At 64.8% G+C, this 21,008-nt stretch carries 16 protein-coding genes; 12 read left to right on the top strand and 4 right to left on the bottom strand.

The annotated features are described in order from the left end of the window. Positions 1-246: 246 nt before the first annotated feature. On the top strand, positions 247-921 hold the full coding sequence (locus XH80_RS22005) for a dienelactone hydrolase family protein (RefSeq protein WP_271600370.1): 675 nt from the start codon (positions 247-249) through the stop codon (positions 919-921). Between the two features lie 130 nt (positions 922-1,051). On the opposite strand, the gene XH80_RS22000 is transcribed toward XH80_RS22005, so the two are convergent. From XH80_RS22000 to XH80_RS21990, 3 genes are all read right to left on the bottom strand, one after another. Continuing rightward, a complete protein-coding gene (locus XH80_RS22000; protein ID WP_271600369.1) occupies positions 1,052-1,804 on the bottom strand; it encodes a polysaccharide biosynthesis/export family protein in 753 nt (250 codons plus the stop codon). A 232-nt stretch (positions 1,805-2,036) separates the two neighbouring features. Continuing rightward, on the bottom strand, positions 2,037-2,693 hold the full coding sequence (gene msrA, locus XH80_RS21995; protein ID WP_271600368.1) for a peptide-methionine (S)-S-oxide reductase MsrA: 657 nt from the start codon (positions 2,691-2,693) through the stop codon (positions 2,037-2,039). A gap of 202 nt (positions 2,694-2,895) precedes the next feature. Further along, on the bottom strand, positions 2,896-3,213 hold the full coding sequence (locus tag XH80_RS21990; protein ID WP_057754029.1) for a hypothetical protein: 318 nt from the start codon (positions 3,211-3,213) through the stop codon (positions 2,896-2,898). 388 nt (positions 3,214-3,601) lie between these two features. Here XH80_RS21990 and rpsT point away from each other — a divergent pair, with 388 nt between their 5' ends. The 11 genes from rpsT to XH80_RS21935 all read left to right on the top strand — a co-directional run bounded on the left by rpsT (position 3,602) and on the right by XH80_RS21935 (position 19,854). Further along, on the top strand, positions 3,602-3,868 hold the full coding sequence (gene rpsT, locus XH80_RS21985) for a 30S ribosomal protein S20 (protein WP_057754033.1): 267 nt from the start codon (positions 3,602-3,604) through the stop codon (positions 3,866-3,868). 1,321 nt (positions 3,869-5,189) lie between these two features. Continuing rightward, on the top strand, positions 5,190-6,602 hold the full coding sequence (dnaA, locus tag XH80_RS21980) for a chromosomal replication initiator protein DnaA (protein ID WP_271600381.1): 1,413 nt from the start codon (positions 5,190-5,192) through the stop codon (positions 6,600-6,602). 249 nt (positions 6,603-6,851) lie between these two features. After that, positions 6,852-7,970: a DNA polymerase III subunit beta gene (dnaN, locus tag XH80_RS21975; RefSeq protein ID WP_271600367.1), complete on the top strand. Its 1,119-nt coding sequence runs from the start codon at positions 6,852-6,854 to the stop codon at positions 7,968-7,970. 227 nt (positions 7,971-8,197) lie between these two features. Then, a complete protein-coding gene (gene recF / locus XH80_RS21970; RefSeq protein ID WP_271600366.1) occupies positions 8,198-9,334 on the top strand; it encodes a DNA replication/repair protein RecF in 1,137 nt (378 codons plus the stop codon). A gap of 323 nt (positions 9,335-9,657) precedes the next feature. Next, on the top strand, positions 9,658-11,823 hold the full coding sequence (locus XH80_RS21965; RefSeq protein ID WP_271600365.1) for a hypothetical protein: 2,166 nt from the start codon (positions 9,658-9,660) through the stop codon (positions 11,821-11,823). 133 nt (positions 11,824-11,956) lie between these two features. Then, positions 11,957-12,640 (top strand): hypothetical protein, encoded by a 684-nt coding sequence (locus XH80_RS21960; protein WP_271600364.1) that lies wholly within the window; start codon positions 11,957-11,959, stop codon positions 12,638-12,640. 415 nt (positions 12,641-13,055) lie between these two features. Then, positions 13,056-15,491 carry a DNA topoisomerase (ATP-hydrolyzing) subunit B gene (gene gyrB / locus XH80_RS21955; RefSeq protein ID WP_271600363.1) on the top strand — a complete coding sequence of 812 codons (2,436 nt, stop codon included), beginning with the start codon at positions 13,056-13,058 and terminating at the stop codon, positions 15,489-15,491. Positions 15,492-15,719: 228 nt separating this feature from the next. Then, positions 15,720-16,358 carry a phospholipid scramblase-related protein gene (locus XH80_RS21950; RefSeq protein ID WP_271600362.1) on the top strand — a complete coding sequence of 213 codons (639 nt, stop codon included), beginning with the start codon at positions 15,720-15,722 and terminating at the stop codon, positions 16,356-16,358. 136 nt (positions 16,359-16,494) lie between these two features. After that, positions 16,495-17,790, top strand: a complete 1,296-nt coding sequence (gene murA / locus XH80_RS21945) for a UDP-N-acetylglucosamine 1-carboxyvinyltransferase (protein WP_057754129.1) — start codon at positions 16,495-16,497, stop codon at positions 17,788-17,790. 187 nt (positions 17,791-17,977) lie between these two features. Further along, the gene (locus XH80_RS21940) at positions 17,978-19,369 is read left to right on the top strand and encodes an MATE family efflux transporter (RefSeq protein ID WP_271600361.1); all 1,392 of its coding nucleotides are present in this window, start codon (positions 17,978-17,980) and stop codon (positions 19,367-19,369) included. Next, on the top strand, positions 19,366-19,854 hold the full coding sequence (locus XH80_RS21935) for a DUF2867 domain-containing protein (protein WP_271600360.1): 489 nt from the start codon (positions 19,366-19,368) through the stop codon (positions 19,852-19,854). The genes XH80_RS21940 and XH80_RS21935 overlap by 4 nt, the downstream gene beginning before the upstream one ends. Positions 19,855-19,878: 24 nt before the next feature. On the opposite strand, the gene XH80_RS21930 is transcribed toward XH80_RS21935, so the two are convergent. Next, the gene (locus XH80_RS21930) at positions 19,879-20,994 is read right to left on the bottom strand and encodes an FUSC family protein (protein ID WP_271600359.1); all 1,116 of its coding nucleotides are present in this window, start codon (positions 20,992-20,994) and stop codon (positions 19,879-19,881) included. Positions 20,995-21,008: the final 14 nt, after the last annotated feature.

Here is a 21,008-nt window from a genome sequence, read left to right as displayed (position 1 = left end):
GGTGGGCAAAGCGAAGCGTGCCCACCGCAGTGCCTGCAAGCACAAGATCGTGGGAACGGCGCTGCGCGCCTTTGCCCACCCTACGGCACTGCCTCCCCTCATCCAGAGGGCATTCGCACCTGAGAATCCATTGTGCGGCTGTCTCTGAGGCCCGATGGATTGCGGGTTCGCGCCTTCGTCGCGCGCCGGAATGACGAGAAACAGGAACGGAATTCAGATCAACACCAAACAAGAAGGACAACCCGCGTGGGACAAGACATCAAACTGACGGCGTCGGACAATTTTCAGCTTGGCGCCTATCGCGCCGATCCCGCTGGCAGCCCGAAGGGCGCGGTGGTGGTGATCCAGGAGATTTTTGGCGTCAATCATCACATCCGCTCGGTCTGCGACCGTCTCGCCGGCGAGGGCTATGTCGCGATCGCGCCGTCGATCTTCGACCGGACGTCGCCGGGCTTCCAGTCCGGCTATACGCCCGACGAGATCGCGGAAGCGCGAAAATTCGTCGCCAATCCGGATTGGGCGGCGATGCTGCGCGATACCCAAGCCGCGATCGACGCCGTGAAGGATGTCGGCCCGGTCGGCATCATCGGCTTTTGTCTTGGCGGCAGCATCGCCTTCGTGGCTGCGACGCGGCTCAACGGCCTGAAGGCCGCGATCGGCTATTACGGCGGCGCCGTCGTGCGCTTTGCCGATGAGACGCCGAAGGTGCCGACCCAGCTGCATTTCGGCGAGAAGGACGCCGGCATTCCGCTCACCGATGTCGAGACCGTCAAGGCCAAGCGGCCCGACGTCGAGGTCTTCATCTATCCCGGCGCCCAGCACGGCTTCCATTGCGACGAGCGGCCGAGCTACGACAAGGCCAGTTCCGAGATCGCCTGGCCGCGCAGCATGGCGTTCCTGGCGAAGCATTTGACGAAGTAGCGCGCGACTCTCTCCTGCGTCATTCCGGGATGCGCCGCGAAGCGGTGCAGACCCGGAATCCATCAGGCGACAGAGACGGTGGATGAATGGATTCCGGGTTCGCGCTACGCGCGCCCCGGAATGACAGGTGCTAGAACCAGCGCTCGCCGACGAACACGGTGTCGCCGGGGCTGACGGGGGTGCCGAGCGGCACGACGGCGCGCATGGCGCCGCCGGCTTCGGCGTGGGTCACGGTGACCATGTCGCGTTTGGCGCGCGGCGAGAAACCGCCGGCGATCGCGACGGCGCTCTCGACCGTCATGTTGGGCACGTAGGGATATTGGCCGGGCGCTGCGACTTCGCCGAGGATGAAGAACGGGCGGTAGGACTCGATCTCCACAGCAACCGAGGGCTCGCGAATATAGCCGTTGCGCAGGCGCGCGCCGATCTCGCCGGCAAGGCCTGCCGTGGTGCGGCCACGCGCCGGCACCGCACCGATCAGCGGCATGGTGATGGAGCCGCCGGCATCGATGGCGTAGCTGTTGGTGAGACCTTCCTGGCCGTAGACCACGACACGCAGCTTGTCGCCGGCATCGAGGTGATAGGAGGTGTCATAGCGGATGGGGGCAGCCATCACCGGTCCGCCATAAGCGACCGGCAGGGGTGTGGGCATCGAGGCAAAGGAATTCGTGAGCGCATCGATGGCGCCGCCGCCGCTGTTGGCAACGACGACCGGATGTGGCGCGCTGTAGGGCGAGCCATAGGCCATAGTGTCGAGATCGGGGCGAGGCTGCGCGTAAGCGACGGGACCTGTGGTCTGCATGCAGCCGCCCAGGGTCAGCGCGGCGGACGCTGCCAAGGACACTGTCATGATCGACCACCGAAACGCGCGCAGAACCCGCACCGGACCATCCCTGAAAACGAGACAGGGCCAGTGATGCACCCGGTATGGTTAACAAAGGGTTGAGGGGGTGGCAGCGCGACCGTCGCAGGCATCGTGGGAAGCAACCAATCCCCGCAGACGTTGCCACGCCGTCATGCCCGGGCTTGTCCCGGGCATCCACGTTCTTGGTGCGGCTCGAAACTGCGTGGATGGCCGGGACAAGCCCGGCCATGACGAGGGTTTGCGGCTAGCCCTACGCACTCACACCAACACCGATCGGACACGACACGCCGGTGCCGCCGAGGCCGCAATAGCCGGCGGGGTTCTTTGCCAGATATTGCTGATGATAATCCTCGGCAAAGTAGAACGGACCCGCAGGCGCGATCTCGGTGGTGATGGCTCCCAAGCCCTTTGCCTTGAGCGCCTTCTGATAGAGCGCCTTGGACTCGTCGGCGGCCTTCTTCTGCGCATCGGAATACGTATAGATCGCACTCCGATATTGTGTGCCGACATCGTTGCCCTGGCGCATGCCCTGCGTCGGGTTGTGGTTCTCCCAGAACGTCTTCAAGAGCTTCTCGTAAGAGATCTTGTTGGGATCGAACACGACCAGCACCACTTCGGTGTGGCCGGTGCGGCCCGAGCAGGTCTCTTCATAGGTCGGGTTCGGCGTGTGACCGCCGGCATAGCCGACAGCGGTCGTATAGATGCCCTCGCCATGCTCCCAGAATTTGCGTTCGGCGCCCCAGAAGCAGCCAAGCCCGAACACGGCCTGCTCGAGGCCATCAGGGTAGGGCGGCTTCAGTTTGCTGCCATTGACGAAATGGATGCTCGCCGTGGGGATGGCCTGCGCGCGGCCGGGCAGCGCCTCAGCTGCATCAGGCAATGCGGTGGACTTGCGCATGAACAGCATGATGGAATCTCCGAGAAACGAGCTGGCGCGCGCATCAGCCAGGTGCTCAGGCGGCGGGCTCGCGATTGCGTGGGAATATAGGTCTTTACGCAAGCAGCGGCAGTGTTGTTACGCCGCCCCTCGTTCCGAGCTCGATCCCGGCGGGAATTGAAAGATCAATCCCGGCGGGAATTGAAAGATCAATCCCGGCGGGAATTGAAGTTCAATCCCGGGAATAGCCGATCAGCGGCTTGCGCGGGCGGAACAGGATCATCAGGAGGATGCCGAGCAGGCCGAGCACGGCGAAAACCGGCTGGTCCAGTACCAGGCGGATCACCGAGGTCCAGAGCCAGGGCGCCTTGGCCTCGACCCAGGTCCGGAAGGCGGACTGGCTGGCCTGGTTGATGTCGTTCCAGAACTGGCCGAACCGGGTGAAGCGGAGGGTCTGGTCGGCCACCCAGCGGGCGCCGTCATAGACCATGAAGAAGAACCCGCCGGCCAGCAGCAGCAAGCCAATCAGTCGGAAAAAGCCGCGGATCATACCCCACCCAAATTGGTCGCCCGGTCGGACGACGGCGATAAACGCCGTCAGCCAATAGCCAAGAGACGGCAGAAATTCAACCTCATCAGGGCGTTACAGCCCCTTTGGCACGCCTGGAAGCCTGCTTTTCCAGCCCCTAAAGCGTTGACGGTGCCAAAGACCCCCTCTATAAGGGCGCCAACTGGCGGTGGGCGCAATCCTGCCGCCGCTGTTCTTTGAGCAGTTGCAGGCTCTTTTGGGGCCGCAGAGATGACCGCAAGGCTCATCGCTCATGTTCCGGGAACGGCCCAGCAACCGAACACCCTAAATCCGAGCGTCGATTCCGCGGTCAAGCTGCCGGCGCTACCCGACCAAGACGCGACCGGTACCCGCAAAGGACATTGAGACCATGGCCAACACTACCTCCGCCAAGAAAGCGACGCGCAAGATCGCCCGCCGCACCGCCGTCAACAAGTCGCGCCGCACCCAGATGCGCGGCGCCGTGCGTACCGTCGAAGAAGCCATCAAGAGCGGCGACCGCGCCGCCGCCGCGAAGGCGCTTGCCGCTGCCGAGCCCGCGCTGATGCGCGCCGCCCAGCGCAACATCATTCACAAGAACAACGCCAGCCGCAAAGTCTCGCGCCTCACCGCGCAGATCGCCAAGCTCGCCAAGTAAGCTCGCGAAGTAGGTCGCGAAATAATCCTCGCGAAGTAGATTTGTTCGCGCCAGGCCAATCGCGTCATTCGATTGGTTGAAGCAGATATCGCAAGTCTCGATCAGCCCGGCTTTCACGCCGGGCTTTTTGCTGCCTGTTACAATTCACCCTTGCAGTCTTTGCGCGACCGATCTTGCGTTGGAAGAGTATCATCGGCTTCGCCATGCCGCGCCCGTAGTTTTACCTGCCATTGGTTTTACCTGCCATTGTTTTGCAACAGTTGAAACCTTTGATTGCGCTACGCTGCGGTGCGAAAAACCACTGCGGCGCGGGCCTAAATTGAATTCGCGCGAAGCAAAGTTCTGCACACCGTAGTTTCACCGGAACCTGTTTTCTGCTCGGGTTACCCTGTGAAACGAGACTCAAAAAACGGTGTCTCGCTAATCACTTATCGACATAGCGGCGACAAGCATTTGGAAAATTCGCTTGCACGTCGCGCGCGTGACGATTTTGTAAATTTTTTTTGGCGGCGGCGAAGTCGCTGTCACATGACACGCGCGATTTTCGAATCTGTGCACGAATCCAAAAACTTGGTCTCAAGGCTGTGAACAACTCGTGCGCGGCGTTAACGCTGGTCAAGTTTTTTGATGCCTCGAGTGTGAATCAATTTCGTTGCGAGTCTTTCCGCTTAGTGTATTCCTTAAGTCGTTCGCGGCGCCCACGATCTTCAGACCAGCGCGGTTTAAGAACGAGGCGAGCGTGCAAATCGGCGGCGGTGTGCACGTAGGCGACGCTCCAACAAGCGATAGTCGGATAAACCCGTAGCAATATGGGAACGGTAGCTCTTTGTCTTGACCTCTCCAAGCGGGATCTTTGCGATCCCGCGCATGTGCAAGATCATATGCGAGAGGCATCTTGAGACTACCCCGACGCGCATGATGGCGTGGCCGAACGGACGACACGAGCAGACGGGCTGGACATCCGCGAGTTGAGTACAGCGCGGAGGTTCTTTTACGCAGGACCTTGCCGTGAGCGATCACGGCAGGACGGGGAGGTATCATGGCCTACGGATTCAACGCGGTATTGACTTTCGCTTCATCGTCCAACGATGCCGTTTCCAATCCGTCCTGCGACCAGCCTCCCATTTGCGACGACGCGTCGAGTACGCGCTGACCTCGCGAACCCTCCATCTCCGACATCGCTGGCCTGACCCGCGGCGCTTCCGCCGAAGGGTCGAGCTATGCCCGAATGATGGACTCGCTCGAGGTCGCGCCCTGCATGGCAGGAACTCTGCATGGCGCTCACCACGCAACCTTATCTCTCAAGAAAAGTTTTCAAATGATGACGAACTCGGAACAGGATCGCTGGTCGCGCGTGAAGAATCGCCTGCGCTCGAACGTCGGCGAAGACGTCTATACGAGCTGGTTCGCGCGCATGGATCTGGAAGGCGTGCAGGACGAGAGCGTGCGACTGTCGGTGCCGACGCGGTTCCTGAAAAGCTGGATCCAGGCCCATTATGCCGAGCGCGTGCTGTCGTGCTGGCAGGCCGAGATGCCGGAAGTGCATCGCATCGATCTCACCGTCCGTTCCGCGGTGCGTCCCGTGATGCAGCCGAAGGAAGCGCCCGCGCCGGTCGAGGCGCGCCGCGCCCCCGCGCCGGAGCTGCGCTCGACCGCGACCGCGCCCGTTTCCGCCAATCATGACGCGCTCGGCGGCTCGCCGCTCGATCCGCGCCTGACCTTTGCAAGCTTCGTCGTCGGCCGCTCCAACACGCTGGCCCATGCGGCCGCGCGTCAGGTCGCCGAAGGCCGCCGCGGCGACGCCGTGATGTTCAACCCGCTCTACATCCATGCCGGCGTTGGGCTCGGCAAGACGCATCTGCTCCAGGCGGTGACCTGGGCCGGCAATTCCGGCAATGAGCGCAAGGTGCTTTATCTCACCGCGGAAAAATTCATGTACGGCTTCGTCGCCGCGCTGAAAACCCAGACGGCGCTCGCCTTCAAGGAAGCGCTGCGCGGCATCGACGTGCTCGTCATCGACGATCTCCAGTTCCTGCAGGGCAAGTCGACGCAGGCCGAATTCTGTCACACGCTGAATGCGCTGATCGATGCCGGCCGTCAGGTCGTGATCGCGGCCGACCGTCCGCCGTCGGATCTCGAGAGCCTCGACGATCGCGTCCGCTCGCGCCTCGCCGGCGGCCTCGTGGTCGAGATGGGCTCGCTCGGCGAGGAGTTGCGCCATGGCATCCTCAAGTCGCGCGTCGCAGCCGCCCGCACCCATCACGCGACCTTCGACGTGCCGGAGGAGGTGCTGCTTTATCTGGCCCGCGCCATCACCCATAACGGCCGCGACCTTGAGGGCGCGATCAACCGGCTTCTTGCTCACTCGAAACTCAACAACCAGCCGGTGACGCTGGAGATGGCGGAGCGCGAGGTGCGCGATCTGATCCGCCCCTCGGAGCCGAAGCGGATCAAGATCGAGGACATCCAGCGCGTGGTGGCGCGGCAGTATAATGTCAGCCGCTCCGACCTGTTGTCCTCGCGCCGCACCGCCAATGTGGTGCGTCCGCGCCAGGTGGCGATGTACCTCGCCAAGACGCTGACCCTGCGCTCCCTCCCCGAAATCGGCCGCAGATTCGGCGGCCGCGACCACACCACGGTGCTGCACGCCGTGCGCAAGATCGAGGCGCTGGTCTCCAAGGACAATGCGCTGTCCGAGGAGGTCGAGTCGCTGAAGCGCCAGCTGCAGGAATAAACGCCTAAGCCTCCTGACATGCTCCCGCCGCCCCGCCATGCCTGGGCGGCGGTCGTTGTTTTGGCGGGTAAATCGTGGGGAACTGGCTCCCGATCCCTTGAATCCCGGGGCCATCCGCGCCACCTTGCGCGACCCTGACGGCTTTGGTCATATCGGCTCGATGACCCGGCCTTCCCAGGGTCTTCGGTGCCGCGGCGCGCTGTCCTTCGCCCGGCTTTTTCCATCTTTGGGGATCGGGCGAGTAGTGCAATGAAGGTTACGGTCGAACGCGCGCAACTCCTGAAATCACTGGGCCATGTCCATCGCGTGGTCGAGCGCCGCAACACGATTCCGATCCTGGGCAACGTGCTGGTGCGCGCCGAGAACGCGAAATTGTCGCTGAAGGCAACCGACCTCGACCTCGAGGTGACCGAGACGCTGCCGGCGGAAACCGCAACCGCCGGCTCGACCACCGTGCCGGCGCACATGTTCTACGACATCGTGCGCAAGCTGCCCGACGGTTCGCAGATCGTGCTGGAGGCCGACGGCGACCGCGCGGTGCTGGCGATCCGCGCCGGCCGCTCGCGCTTCACGCTGCAGACCCTGCCGGAGAACGATTTCCCGGACCTTGCCGCCGGCGACCTCTCGCATTCGTTCAATCTCGCCGCCAAGGACGTCAAGCGGCTGATCGACCGCACCCAGTTCGCGATCTCGACCGAAGAGACGCGCTATTACCTCAACGGCATCTATCTGCACGCCGCCGGCAGCGCGACCGCCGCGACCTTGCGCGGCGTCGCCACCGACGGCCACCGCCTCGCCCAGCTCGATCTCGTCCAGCCCAAGGGCGCCGAGGGCATGCCCGGCGTCATCGTGCCGCGCAAGACCGTCGGCGAGGTGCAGCGCCTGATCGAGGACACCGAAGCCGAGATGACGATCGAGCTGTCGCAGGCCAAGATCCGCTTCACCATCGGCAATGTCGTGCTGACCTCAAAGCTGATCGACGGCACCTTCCCCGACTACGGCCGCGTCATTCCGCAAGGCAATGACAAGGAGCTCGTGGTCGACAAGAAGGATTTTGAGAACGCGGTCGACCGCGTTTCGACGATTTCGAGCGAACGCGGCCGCGCGGTCAAACTGTCGCTGGCGGCGGGCAAGCTGGTGCTGTCGGTGACCAATCCGGACTCGGGCAGCGCAACCGAAGAGCTCGAGGTCGAATACGCCTCCGACGCGCTCGATATCGGCTTCAACTCTCGCTACCTCCTCGACATCGCCGCCCAGATCGAAGGCGACGTCGCGGTGCTGAGATTGGCCGACCCGGGCTCGCCGACCCTGGTGCAGGACAAGGACGACAAGAGCGCGCTGTACGTGCTGATGCCGATGCGGGTGTGAGGGGGGTTTCTCCCCTCGTCATGGCCGGGCTTGACCCGGCCATCCATCAAACAAGGAACCGTAGGGTGGGCAAAGCTTGCGCCGTAGCTCGAAGAGCGAAGGTGAAAGCGTGCCCACCATCGAGCAGCACGAATCGCCGCGAGACGTGGGCACGGCGCGCAGAGCGCGCCTTTGCCCACCCTACGGCATGCTCTCAAAGGGAGCGCGCGCGCCCATAGCGAATGACCATGACCACCTCCCGCATCCATCGCCTGACGCTGACGCATTTTCGGAACTATCGGGCGGCGGGGCTCGAGACGGCGGCTGACATGGTGGCGCTGGTCGGGCCGAACGGGGCGGGCAAGACCAATTGCATCGAGGCGATCTCGTTCCTGTCGCCGGGCCGCGGCCTGCGCCGCGCCACGCTGGAGGATGTCGCCGATAACCAGGGCGACGGCTCCTGGGCCGTCTCCGCGCAGGTCGAGGGCGCGCTGGGCCTCGCCACGCTCGGCACCGGCATCGAGCCGCCGCGCGCAGATAGCCCGGTGATCAGGCGCTGCCGCATCGACCGCGAGCCGGTGAATTCGGCGGCCAGCTTCGGCGACCACATCCGCATGGTGTGGCTGACGCCGGCGATGGATGGGCTGTTCATGGGTGCCGCGTCCGAGCGCCGCCGCTTCTTCGACCGCCTGGTGCTGGCGATCGACAGCGAGCATTCCAGCCGCATCAACGCGCTGGAACGCTCGCTGCGTTCGCGCAACCGCCTGCTCGAGACGCGCAATTACGACGACCATTGGTGTGACGCGATCGAGCGCGAGACGGCCGAGCTTGCCGTCGCGGTCGCCGCAACACGCGGCCAGACCGCGGCGCGCCTGACCGGCATGCTCAACGCGCGCGCGCAAGCCTCGGCTTTTCCTTCCGCGCAAATCGCGCTCGACGGCTGGATGGAGAACGCGCTGCTGACGGAAACGGCGACCTCGGTCGAGGACCGCTATCGCCAGATCCTGCGCGACAACCGCCCGCGCGATGCCATCGCCGGCCGCACCACTGAAGGTCCGCATCTGACCGATCTGCAGGTGATCTACGCGCCGAAAAGCATGCCGGCGCGCGATGCCTCCACCGGCGAGCAGAAGGCGCTCTTGATCGGCCTCGTGCTCGCGCACGCGACGCTGGTCGCCGAGATGACGGGCATCGTGCCGCTTTTGCTGCTCGACGAGGTCGTCGCCCATCTCGATCCCAACAGGCGCGCCGCGCTGTTCGACGAGCTGCGCAAGCTCGGCGCGCAGGTGTGGCTGACCGGTGCGGACCCGGCCGCCTTTGCCGAGATCGGCGCGGGCGGCGAAGTCTTTGACGTCGAGAGCGGACGCGTTTCCGCCCGGCGATAGCCTGACGTGTTGAACCCGGCCTATTCGGATCGCGACTAGGACTGTGAGGCCGCAGCTAGCGGTGTCGCAGCCGTTGCAATCGCGCGATCGACAGGCGCGAGATCCCTGGAGAGAAAGACCATGACGACGGTAAGGCGCGGGATGAAAGTCCCGGCACGATGGCGGCTGTTCGTGTGCGGCCTCGCTCTGCTCGCAAGGCCGGGATACCGCTTTTGAACCTGCCCGGTTCCATCCACGACTAGCTGTCTGGGCCGCGCGATGACGTCGCAGCCCGCACATGACGCAAAGAGCGAGAGATCTCGCGAAATCCTGGAGTGCTGCCGATGTCGATGATCAAGCGCGGGATGCAGGTCCCGGCACGTGGGCTGCTGCTCGCCTTTGGCCTGATGCTGATGGCGAGCACCGCGCGCGCGGCGCAATTCGACGCCGGCTATGTTGATCCCCACACGCTGCCGAGGCTGCCAGGCGCGGTCGAGGACACCTCCGATCCCTCCCGGGTGCAATATGGCGTGCCGACCGTGGTCGCGGTGACATCGGCGGCCGTCAAGAAGATGCTCATCGCCGAGGGCTGGGTGCCCTATGTCCGCCCGCTCGACGAGGCCAACACCAGTCTCGCCTTCAAGAAGGGACGGCAGGGCCTGTCCGTCTCCTTCACGCAGGGCCTCGGCCGACCGGACCAATCCGCGGTCACCTACTCCCCGAACCGGATCTATTCGAACGTGCCGTTCCCCGAGGGCGCTGTTAACCTCGTGTTCGACGAGACCCGGCCCTATCTCGGCTGCATCGCGCCGGCCACCCTCGAGGCGGTACAGGACTTCTACGCGAAGGAAATGGCCGCGATCGGCTGGCGCAGGCTGACGCCCGAGACAGCCGCAAGCTGGCCGAACGCGGATCTCTCTGCGGTCATCCCGAACGGCGTGCGCGCCTATTACGACCATCCCGAGGGCGATACGACGCAGTTCTACAAGCAGAAGCCGGTGATGCTGACACTGACCCGCCGCGACGACGGCCGCACCGATGTCGACATCAGGATCGCGCCGTTCGCGCTGCCCACCGATCTCGAGGCCGGCGATACGGCCGGCCTGCCGGAGCCGAAGCCATACAAATCGTCCTCGGGCCGAGGCAACGCCCGAACATCAACGCGCGAGCTGATCGTTGCGGCCCTCGCCGATCTGCCCACTGTGGAGGCCTTCTACCACCGCGAATTTGCAAGGCGGGGCTGGACGGAAGAGGGAAATGCACCCCTCGCGCAAGGCGACGAGGTCGCGCTGAAATTCTCCTCGCCGGAGGAGAACGGCGTGCTGCATCTCGGCCGCAAATACGATTTCACGATGGTCCATCTGACCGCGCAGGTGAAGGAGAGCGTGCTCGCCGCCCGCGCCAAGGCGAAGAAAGACGCCGACGACCAATTCATGAAGGACGCGGAGGCGATGACGAAGCGGGTCCTGGCCGAGGACGCGGCACGTCGCAAGGCGCAGGCCGCGACGCTGTCCGATGCGCCGTTGCAGGCGCTCGCAGGCAGCAACGCGCCGCTGGCCGTCCCTGAGAACGCGCAGGAGGTGGAGTCCGGCGACGGCCGGCTCGAGTTCAACTCGACCTCGAGCGTGAAGGCGCTGGCCGCCTTCTACCGCGCCTCGCTGAAGCCCGCCGGCTGGAAGGAGCAGCCCTCCGTCATCAACCAGCCCAACATGGCGGTGCTGGAATTTTCCAAGGCCGGCAAGTCGATCTCGATGACCTTGATGCAGATGGGCCCGAAGGTGAACGTCAGCGCCAACGGATCCGGCCTGAGGACAGCTGCCGCCAAGCCTGCCGTCACCAGCCAAGCGGCGAGCAACGATCCTGCTGCCACGCAGCCCGGAGCATCCGCCCCGCTGGAAGCAGATCCGGACTCTGCGCTGCCGGTGCCGAAGCAGCACAGTTCGACCTCGCTGGGCACGGCAAAGCTGCCGGGCATCGAGGTGCCGTTCCGCCGCGAGCTCGAAGCCAGCGTGCCGGCCGAGCTCAGCGACGTGCTCGCCTTCTACCGCAGCGAGCTGAAAAGGCTCGGCTGGCAGGAGAAGCCTGAAGGCGCCGTCACGACCGCCGATCGCGTCCAGCTCGCCTTCGCCTCGCCGCAGGGACCAGCAGTGTTGAAGCTCGGCCGCGCCAATGACGAGACGTCGATCGACCTCGTGCAGAAGAATCCTGAAGCCGCAGCCAAGGCGGACATCATGCCGAAACCAGGTCAGGCCAAGCTATTGCTCGGCAACATGGGCGGTCAGGACGTGCAGCTCACCATCAACAAGCAGACCATCAAGGTCGCGGCTGGCGCCGGTGGCCCTCAATCGCCGAAAGGGCCGATGCTCGACTTGCCTCCGGGCAAATATCCGTACGCGCTGAAGGTCGCAGGGCAACCCGGCCGGAACGCCACGATCGAGCTTGCCGCGGGCGATGCCTGGGGCTTGATGGTGGGCCCGACCGGCGAGGTGCTGCCGCTGCAAATGTATTGATCCGCAGCCTTTGCCAGTCACGGCCGGCTTGAACCTGAGCGGTTCGCGCGGCGACTAGTGGTCCTGAGGCTGCGCATCGCCGCAGCCTTCGCATCGCACGAAGATCACGACGCGGCGTCCCTGGAGAATGAGCATGACGATGGTCAAACGCGGGCCGAACGTCCCGGCACGATGGCGGCTGCTGCTATGCGCCCTCATTCTTCTGGCGGGGTGCTCGAAGGAACAGCTGACGGCAGATCCCAACGTCGAGATGCCGGCACCGAAGCAAAGCAGTTTCAGTCAATTCCGCACCACGCGGGCGCATGGCGCCGAGGCCCCGCTCCGGACCGAGATCGACGCGCGGGTGCCGGCGGAGCTCAACGAGGTGCTCGCCTTCTACCGCAGAGAGCTCGGGCAGCGCGGCTGGCGGGAGCTGCCGGATGACGCAATCATCGCCGCCGATCGCGTGCAGCTGGCCTTCATCTCCCCGAAAGGCCCGGCCGTGCTGAAGCTCGGCCGCGCCAAGGGCGAAACCACGATCAGCCTGGCGCAGAGGAATCCGGAGGCCGCAGCCAAGGCCGATGTCCTGCCGACATCAGGACAAGCGCGGGTGATATTCGGCCATCTCAGGCCCGACGTGGCTTCGCTTGTGATCAACGCTCAGATCATTGAGATCGCAGGCGGCGAAAATCATCCACAAAGGCTGGATCTGCCGCCGGGCACGTATCCCTACGAGCTGCTCGTGTCAGGCCTTCGGGTGCGCGCCGATACGATCACGCTGGCCAAAGGCGAGGCCTGGAGCCTCAGCGACGACAAGATGCCGTCGCAGATCTACTGAACCCGTGGCCCCAGGCCAATCGCATGTAGATTTCACGACGATTGTCTGCGGGCTTGGCTCCCCTCTCCCGCTTGCCAAGCGGGAGAGGGACCGCAGTCGCTCCAAGCCGCCCGCATCGTGCACGCCATATGTGTTGCTCCGCCTGTTCCAGGGCCGCCGCAGCGGCTCCGAAAAGGCCCCGGACCCCCGCAAGATCCACGTCTTTGAGGAGCCAAAACAGAGCCTCGAATCGGGCTTTTCGAGCCCCCGGGAATCGGCCTTCGAACGGCTTGAAATCCGGCCAAAAAATCCTATCTGATCAAAGGGTTGCCGGGAGATACTTTGCGCTAGGCGCAAACTCTCTTTCGTGGCACAAAGAGCATCCTGATCAGCGCCTTTTGCGCGGCTGATTCGGGCGACATTTCGAAGGCCTCTCATGACAGAACCTGCTCGGCAGCAAGCTGCCGAAAACGAGCCCTCCACCGCGAGCGAATACGGCGCGGAATCGATCCGCGTGCTCAAGGGGCTCGACGCCGTCCGCAAGCGCCCCGGCATGTATATCGGCGACACCGATGACGGCTCGGGCCTGCATCACATGGTGTACGAAGTCGTCGACAACGCCATCGACGAGGCGCTGGCGGGCCACGCCACGCGCGTCGATGTGATCCTCAATGCCGACAATTCCGTCACCGTCCGGGACGACGGCCGCGGCATTCCCGTAGACATCCACAAGGGCGAAGGCATCTCGGCGGCCGAGGTCATCATGACCCAGCTGCACGCCGGCGGAAAATTCGACCAGAACTCCTACAAGGTCTCCGGCGGCCTGCACGGCGTCGGCGTCTCCGTCGTCAACGCACTGTCGAGCAAGCTCGGCCTGCGCATCTGGCGCGATGACAAGGAACATTACATCGAGTTCGCCCATGGCGATGCGGTGGCACCGCTCAAGGTCGTCGGCGATGCGCCGGGCAAGCGCGGCACCGAGGTGACGTTCCTGGCCTCGACCGAGACCTTCAAGAACATCGAATATGATTTCGCTACGCTCGAGCATCGCCTGCGCGAGCTCGCCTTCCTCAATTCCGGCGTCAACATCGCGCTGTCAGACATGCGTCACGCGGTCGAGAAGCGCGAGGAGATGCACTATTCCGGCGGCGTCGAGGAATTCGTCAAATATCTCGACCGCAACAAGAAGGCCCTGGTGCCCTCGCCGATCATGGTACGTGCGGAAGCCAACGGCATCGGCGTCGAGGCCGCTTTGTGGTGGAACGACAGCTACCATGAGAACGTGCTGTGCTTCACCAACAACATCCCGCAGCGTGACGGCGGCACTCATCTCGCCGGTTTCCGCGGCGCGCTGACGCGCCAGGTCAACGGTTATGCCGAGGCCAATGCCAAGAAGGAAAAGATCGCGCTGACCGGCGACGATTGCCGCGAAGGCCTGACGGCCGTTCTGTCGGTGAAGGTGCCGGATCCCAAGTTTTCGTCGCAGACCAAGGACAAGCTGGTGTCCTCGGAAGTGCGTCCCGTGGTCGAGAACGTCCTCAACGAGGCGCTCCAGGCCTGGTTCGAGGAGCACCCGTCCGAGGCCAAGATGATCGTCGGCAAGGTGATCCAGGCCGCGGCCGCCCGCGAAGCCGCGCGAAAAGCGCGCGAGCTGACCCGCAAGAGCCCGCTCTCGGTGTCCTCGCTGCCCGGCAAGCTCGCCGACTGCCAGGAAAAGGACCCGGCCAAATCGGAGCTGTTCATCGTCGAGGGCGACTCGGCAGGCGGCAGCGCCAAGCAGGGCCGCAACCGCGAATTCCAGGCCGTCTTGCCGCTGCGCGGCAAGATCCTCAACGTGGAACGCGTGCGTCCTGACAAGATGCTGTCATCCGAGCAGATCGGCACGCTGATCACCGCGCTCGGCACCGGCATCAGCGACGAGTTCTCGATCGAGAAGCTGCGCTACCACAAGATCATCGTGATGACGGACGCCGACGTCGACGGCGCCCACATCCGCACGCTGCTGCTGACCTTCTTCTACCGGCAGATGCGCGACATCATCGACGGCGGCTATCTCTATATCGCCCAGCCGCCGCTCTATAAGGTTTCACGCGGCAAGTCCGAGCAGTATCTGAAGGACGAGCGGGCGCTGGAAGATTATCTGATCGACGCCGGCCTCGACGACTGCGTCTACATCCCGGGGACCGGCGGTGACCGCTCGGGCCGCGACCTGCGCCAGCTGGTCGACGACGCCCGCGTGGTCCGCAGCATCCTGCGCAACCTGCATAGCCGCTATAACCGCAAGGTGGTCGAGCAGGCCGCCATCACCGGCGTGCTGAACAAGTCGGTCTACGGCAACCCCGAGAACGCCGCGGCCGCGGCGCAGTACATCGCGACCCGGCTGGACAGCCAGTCCGAGGAGGTGGAGCGCGGCTGGACCGGGCAATTCGTCGAAGGCCAGGGTTTTCTGTTCGAGCGCACCGTGCGCGGCGTCAAGGAAGCCGCCGTGATCGACGACGCGCTGCTCGGCTCGGCCGAGGCGCGCAAGCTCGACGAGTACACGCCCAAGCTCCAGGACGTCTACGCCCGCGCCGGCAAGCTGCGGCGCAAGGACTCGGAGCACGTGGTGCACGGTCCGTCCGACCTGTTCGAGGCGGTGACCGAAGCCGGCCGCAAGGGCATCACGCTGCAGCGCTACAAAGGCCTCGGCGAGATGAACCCCGAGCAGCTCTGGGAGACCACGCTCGACACCGACGCGCGCTCCCTGCTGCAGGTGAAAGTCAAGGAGGTCGACGAGGCCGACGACATCTTCACCAAGCTGATGGGCGACGTGGTCGAGCCGCGCCGCGACTTCATCCAGGAACATTCGCTGAGCGCGACGATCGATATTTGAGACTCTTTTGCCTCTCTCGCTTGCGGGAGAGGCCGACACGCTCGCAGAGCGTGGCGGGTGAGGGTTCTTTCCTCTTGGGATTGTCCCGTTGCGGAGACACCCTCTCCCCAACCCTCCCCCGCAAGCGGGGGAGGGAGCGGACCACCTTCGTGGCAACACCGCCTCCTGAACCTCACCCCAGCCAATCGCGACGAAATGGCGTAGACGGCTCTGAGGAGGTTCGAACGAATGTTGCCGACGCTAGCTGGACAGAGCCGGATGTACGTGCAGCAGGTCTTCGAAATGGCCGAACTGTTCGGTTTCGAGACCCGCAACAAGTACCGCATTCGCGATGAAAATGGCCGCGATCTGCTCTATGCGGCCGAGCAGCAAAAGGGACTTCTCGACTTCCTGGGACGCCAGGTATTTGGCCATTGGCGCTCCTTTGAGGTGCATTTTTTCGACAATTCGCGACAGCCCGTCATGCGCGGGATTCATCCCTTCCGCTGGTTCTTTCAGTGTCTGGAGCTGCGTTCGCGCGACGGCCGCCTCATCGGGACCATCGAGCGTCAGTTTTCGATTCTCACCAAGCGTTTCCACGTGCACGATACGCAGGGAAGAGTGGTGCTCGAAGTCACATCGCCTTTCTGGCGCGTCTGGACCTTTCCATTCATGCGCGGAGGGCAAGAGCGCGCGCGCGTTGCGAAAAAATGGTCTGGCCTCGGCTCCGAACTGTTCACCGACCGCGACAATTTCCTGGTGGAATACCTGGAACGCAGCCTGACAGAAGACGAGCGAGCCCTGGTTCTCGCAGCTGCGATCTACATCGATCTCATGTATTTCGAAGCCAAAGGCGAAGGCGGCGTGATCAATTTGCTCCGCAATTGAAAGCCCGGTGCTGCGGGCCTCTCCTGCTTGCGGCCGCCCCCTGAACCTTGCCAGCGCAATTGCTACCGCGCTCAATTCCCTATAGTTTCCGCCCCCAAAGCAGCCCGCCCCACCACAACAGGACGGAGAGATCCCAGTGGCGCCCATTCAGTACATCGTCGAGGGCGGTCACCGGCTCTCGGGCTCGATCGAGCCGGCCGGCAACAAGAATTCGGCGCTGCCGATCATCGCCGCCGCGCTGCTGACCGAGCATCCGGTGACGCTTCAGAACGTGCCGCGGATCCGCGACACCGAGACGCTGGTCGAGCTGGTCCGCTCGGTCGGCGCATCGGCGGAATGGACTGAGCGCAACACGCTCCATATCCACGCCAAGAGCATCCGCGCCGCCGATCTCGACCCCGAGCTCTGCGTCCGCATTCGCGCCTCGATCCTGCTGGCAGGTCCCCTGCTCGCGCGCTGCGGCGAGGTGATGCTGCCGCCGCCCGGCGGCGACGTGATCGGCCGGCGCCGGCTCGATACCCACGTGCTGGCGCTGGAACAATTGGGGGCCAAAGTCACCGCGACGGACCGGCTGGAATTCCGCTGCCCCAAGCTCACCGGCGCCGACGTGTTCCTGGACGAGCCGAGCGTCACGGCGACCGAGAATGCGCTGGTCGCCGCCGTCGCGGCCGATGGCGTCACCTATTTGCGCAACGCGGCCTCCGAGCCGCATGTGCAGGACCTCGCCAACTTCCTGGTCGCGCTCGGCGCCAGAATCGAGGGCGTCGGCACCAACACCATGGTGATCCATGGCCCGGCGACGCTGGGTTCTGCGACCTATCGGATCCAGCCCGACCATATCGAGGTCGGCTCGCTGATCGGGCTCGCCGCCGTGACGCGCTCGCCCTTGCGCATCGTGCGATCAGGCGTCGAGCATCTGCGCTCGATCCGCATGGGCTTTGAGCGGCTCGGCATCGTGTGCCGCGTCGAGGGCGACGATCTGATCGTGCCGTCGAACCAGACGCTGAAGATCCAGGACGATTTCGGCGGCCATGTGCCGAAGCTGGAGGACCAGCCCTGGCCGGCCTTCCCGGCCGATCTGATGTCGATCGCGATCGTCACCGCCACGCAATGCGAGGGCGTGATCCTGATGTTCGAGAAGATGTTCGAGTCCAGGATGTTCTTCGTCGACAAGCTGATCGGGATGGGCGCGCGCATCGTGCTGTGCGATCCGCATCGCGCGATCATCGCCGGCCCCAGCCGGCTGCACGGCGCGACGCTGAGTTCGCCCGACATCCGCGCCGGCATGGCGATGCTGCTCGCCGCCGTCTGCGCCGAGGGCACCTCCACCATCAACAACGCCGACCAGATCGAGCGCGGCTATGAGCGCATCGACGAGCGGCTGAACGCGCTGGGCGCGAAGATCCGCCGCGTGCCGGAGCGGAAGGGGTGAGGCTCTCTCCCCCGACGACAATGTCGCAGGGTGGGCAAAGCGGAGCGTGCCCACCATCTCTCAATCATTGATAGGTCGTGGGCACGGCGCAAGCGCGCCTTTGCCCACCCTACGATACCGAGCTAGCGGATAGAGTCCCCTCGCCCGGGCCATGTTTTCGACGTGGGGCCGTGCTATTGCAGCCGCCATGCTCGACAGCGTCCAACCACAACAGCCGCCGCAAACAGGCGTGCAAAGCCATCTCGCGCTGGAATTCGCCGAGACGTTGCGGCTGGCCGTGCCGATGATGCTGACGCAGCTCGGGCAGATTGCGATGATCACCAGCGACCTCGCCTTGATCGGGCGGCTCGGTGAGGACGCGGTCGCGGCTGCGGCACTTGCGCACACCGTCTATTTCGTCAGCTTCACCTTCGGGCTCGGCCTGATGGCCGCGGTATCGCCGCTGGCAGCCCAAGCGTTCGGCGCCGGCGACATCAGGCGCATCCGCCTCTCCTTGCGCGTCGGCCTGTGGGTCGCACTGTTGATCTCGCTGCCGATGATGGCCTCGCCGCTGTATGGCGAGCACATCCTGATCGCGCTCGGACAGGCGCCGCACTCGGCCGCGCTGGCGCAGCGCTATCTGAATGGCCTTGCCTGGGGCATCGCGCCCGCGCTCGGCTTCATCGCGATCCGCAGCATGATGAGCGCGGTGAACCGGCCGCAGGCGCCGCTGTGGATCACGCTCGCGGCGATCCCCGCGAATTTCGCTCTGGTCTATTGCCTGATCCATGGCCTGTTCGGGTTGCCGGAGCTCGGTCTGTTCGGGGCGGGGCTTGCGACCACGCTGATCAATCTCGGCACCTTCATCGCCGCGCTTGCCATTGCCGGATGGCGCAAGCCGTTCGCCGACTATCATCCGCTCACGCGGCTCTGGCGAATCGACTGGCCCCTGACGCGCCAGCTGATCGCGATCGGCGCGCCGATCTCGTTCTCGCTGCTGCTGGAATACGGCCTGTTCTCTTCGGCCGCGCTGTTGATGGGCCTGATCTCGACCACGGCGCTTGCCGCGCACCAGATCGCGCTGCAGGTCACCGCGGTGCTGTTCATGGTTCCGCTCGGCATCGGCATGGCCGCGACCGTGCGGGTCGGTCACGCCTTTGGCCGTGACGATCCGGCCGGCGTTCGGCGCGCGGGGCTCGTCGCGGCGGTGCTCGGCATTGCATTCGTGGCGGCCCTGACTGTCGGCATCGTCCTTGGCCGCTACGAGCTGGGGCGGCTGTTCTTCGGCAGCGACGCGGCCAGCGCGCCGACGATCGAGCTGACCGCGACACTGCTGCTGGTCGGCGCCACCTTCTTCATCGCCGATGCGCTCCAGACCATCATGGGCGGCGCCCTGCGCGGCATCAATGACACCAGGATGACGCTGGTGTTCGCAGCGATTGGCTATTGGTGCGTCGGCTTTCCCATCGCCTGGATGCTCGCCTTCCACGCTGATCTCGGCGCGGTCGGGGTCTGGACCGGGCTGTCGATCGGATCATTCGTTTATGCCGGACTCCTGGTCTTGCGATTCCGGATGCTGACGCGCAAACTGGCGGGATGACCGGATCCGTTCGCGAAATCACCCCCGATGTCGATGCCGGCACGGTGCTGGCAGGCGCGCAGTTCATCGATGCGTTTCGCGCGGAGGTCGGCACGACGCAATTGAGCGCCCGCGAGGCCTGCACAAGAATGGTGCTGCACGGGCCGCGCTGGATCGATATGCTGACGCGCTTGCGCAACATTCTGGTGACGCCCTTCGGCCTGAAAAAATCGGGTGAAGGCGCCTACGCGCCCGGCGGCCTGATCGGCCTGTTTCCCGTGGTGAGCGAGACGCCGGAGCGGCTGGTCGCCGGCTTCAACGACTATCATCTCGATTTCCGTATCGTGGTCGATGTCGCCGGCGAAGCGACGCTTCGCCACGTTACCGTGACCACGCTGGTGAAAACCAACAATTTGCTCGGACGGACTTATCTCACGCTCATCACGCCCTTCCACAAGCTCGTCGCCCGCAGCATGATGGGGAGCATCGTGGAGCCGGCGCGATGACGCCGCGCCTTTGCTGTCGCTAACTCACTGCGCCACCTTCACCGGCCCATCCGCCGCCGCCTCCGACCATTCGCCGACGACACGGTCGAGGTCGCAGAGATTCTGGTGCATCTGCTCCAGCGAGAAGCCGAGCGCGAAGAAGCGCTCGGCGGTGTCGCTGGTGTGGCCGCGGATCAATCCATCCTGGCGCACGGCCGCCACCGCCTCGGAATAATGCTGAAGCGCGACGTGCACGGGATGGATCGGCGGCGCGCCGCTGCCTTCGCGCAGGGCTTCGGCCGCCGATTTGAGGAAGCGCAGGATCGCCGCGCTCACCTCTGCCAGGGGACCTGCGAGCCTGACCTGCACCTCGGCCGGTAGCGGCACCACGGTGGCGCGGCCGATCATCACGACGTCGTGGCGCAGCCGCAGGATCGTGCGCAGCAGGGGGCCGGTATCGGGGCCGCTCGACAGCCGCGCCGAACGCTCGCGCTCGGCCTCAGCGCCGATGGTGTTCATGCCCACCATGGCGGTGCCGATGCCGTCCTGGATCCGATGCAGCGCATCATTGTCGCGCCCGCGGGTCAGGCCCGCGAGCAATTCGCCGAAGGCCTCCGCGATCAGATCGAGCAGTTTCGCTGCACTGGGGCGAAGCTGGCGCACCGCGCGCGAGGGCAGCACCAGGAAGGAGACCAGGAGGCCCGTCACCGCCCCGACCGCAACCTCGCAGACGCGGTCGATCGCCGAGGCCATGGGATCGGCATGATGCATCGACGGCAGCACCAGCACGATCACCGCCGTCACCGTCGCGGAGCTGAGATTCGGATAGATCGCGGCGAGAAAGGAAAGCGGCGCCACGGCCAGCACCAGCAAGCCCAGCAGGCCGAGCTCACTGGAATAGGGAATCAGGATGGCGATCGCGCCGCCATAGATGGCGCCGCCGATCGTGCCGAGCATGTAGTCGCGCGTCGCCTTCAGCGAGCGGCCGACGCTCATCTGGGTCACGATGATCGACGTCAGCACGGCCCAGAGCGGCAGCATGAGATGCAGCGCGGTGGCGAGCGCATAGGCGCCGGCGGCCGCAACGGTGACCCGAACCGCCAGCCCCAATTGCGTCCTGCGCGACCAGACCCGGTCGAACAGCTGTCTTGCTGAAATCATCGTCAAACGCCCCT

Origin of the sequence: Bradyrhizobium sp. CCBAU 45384, assembly GCF_028128665.1 — a bacterium.
In the GTDB taxonomy this organism is placed as follows: Bacteria; Pseudomonadota; Alphaproteobacteria; order Rhizobiales; family Xanthobacteraceae; genus Bradyrhizobium; species Bradyrhizobium manausense.
Note: the sequence above shows the minus strand (reverse complement) of the source record. Positions and strands in the feature narration are given on the sequence as shown.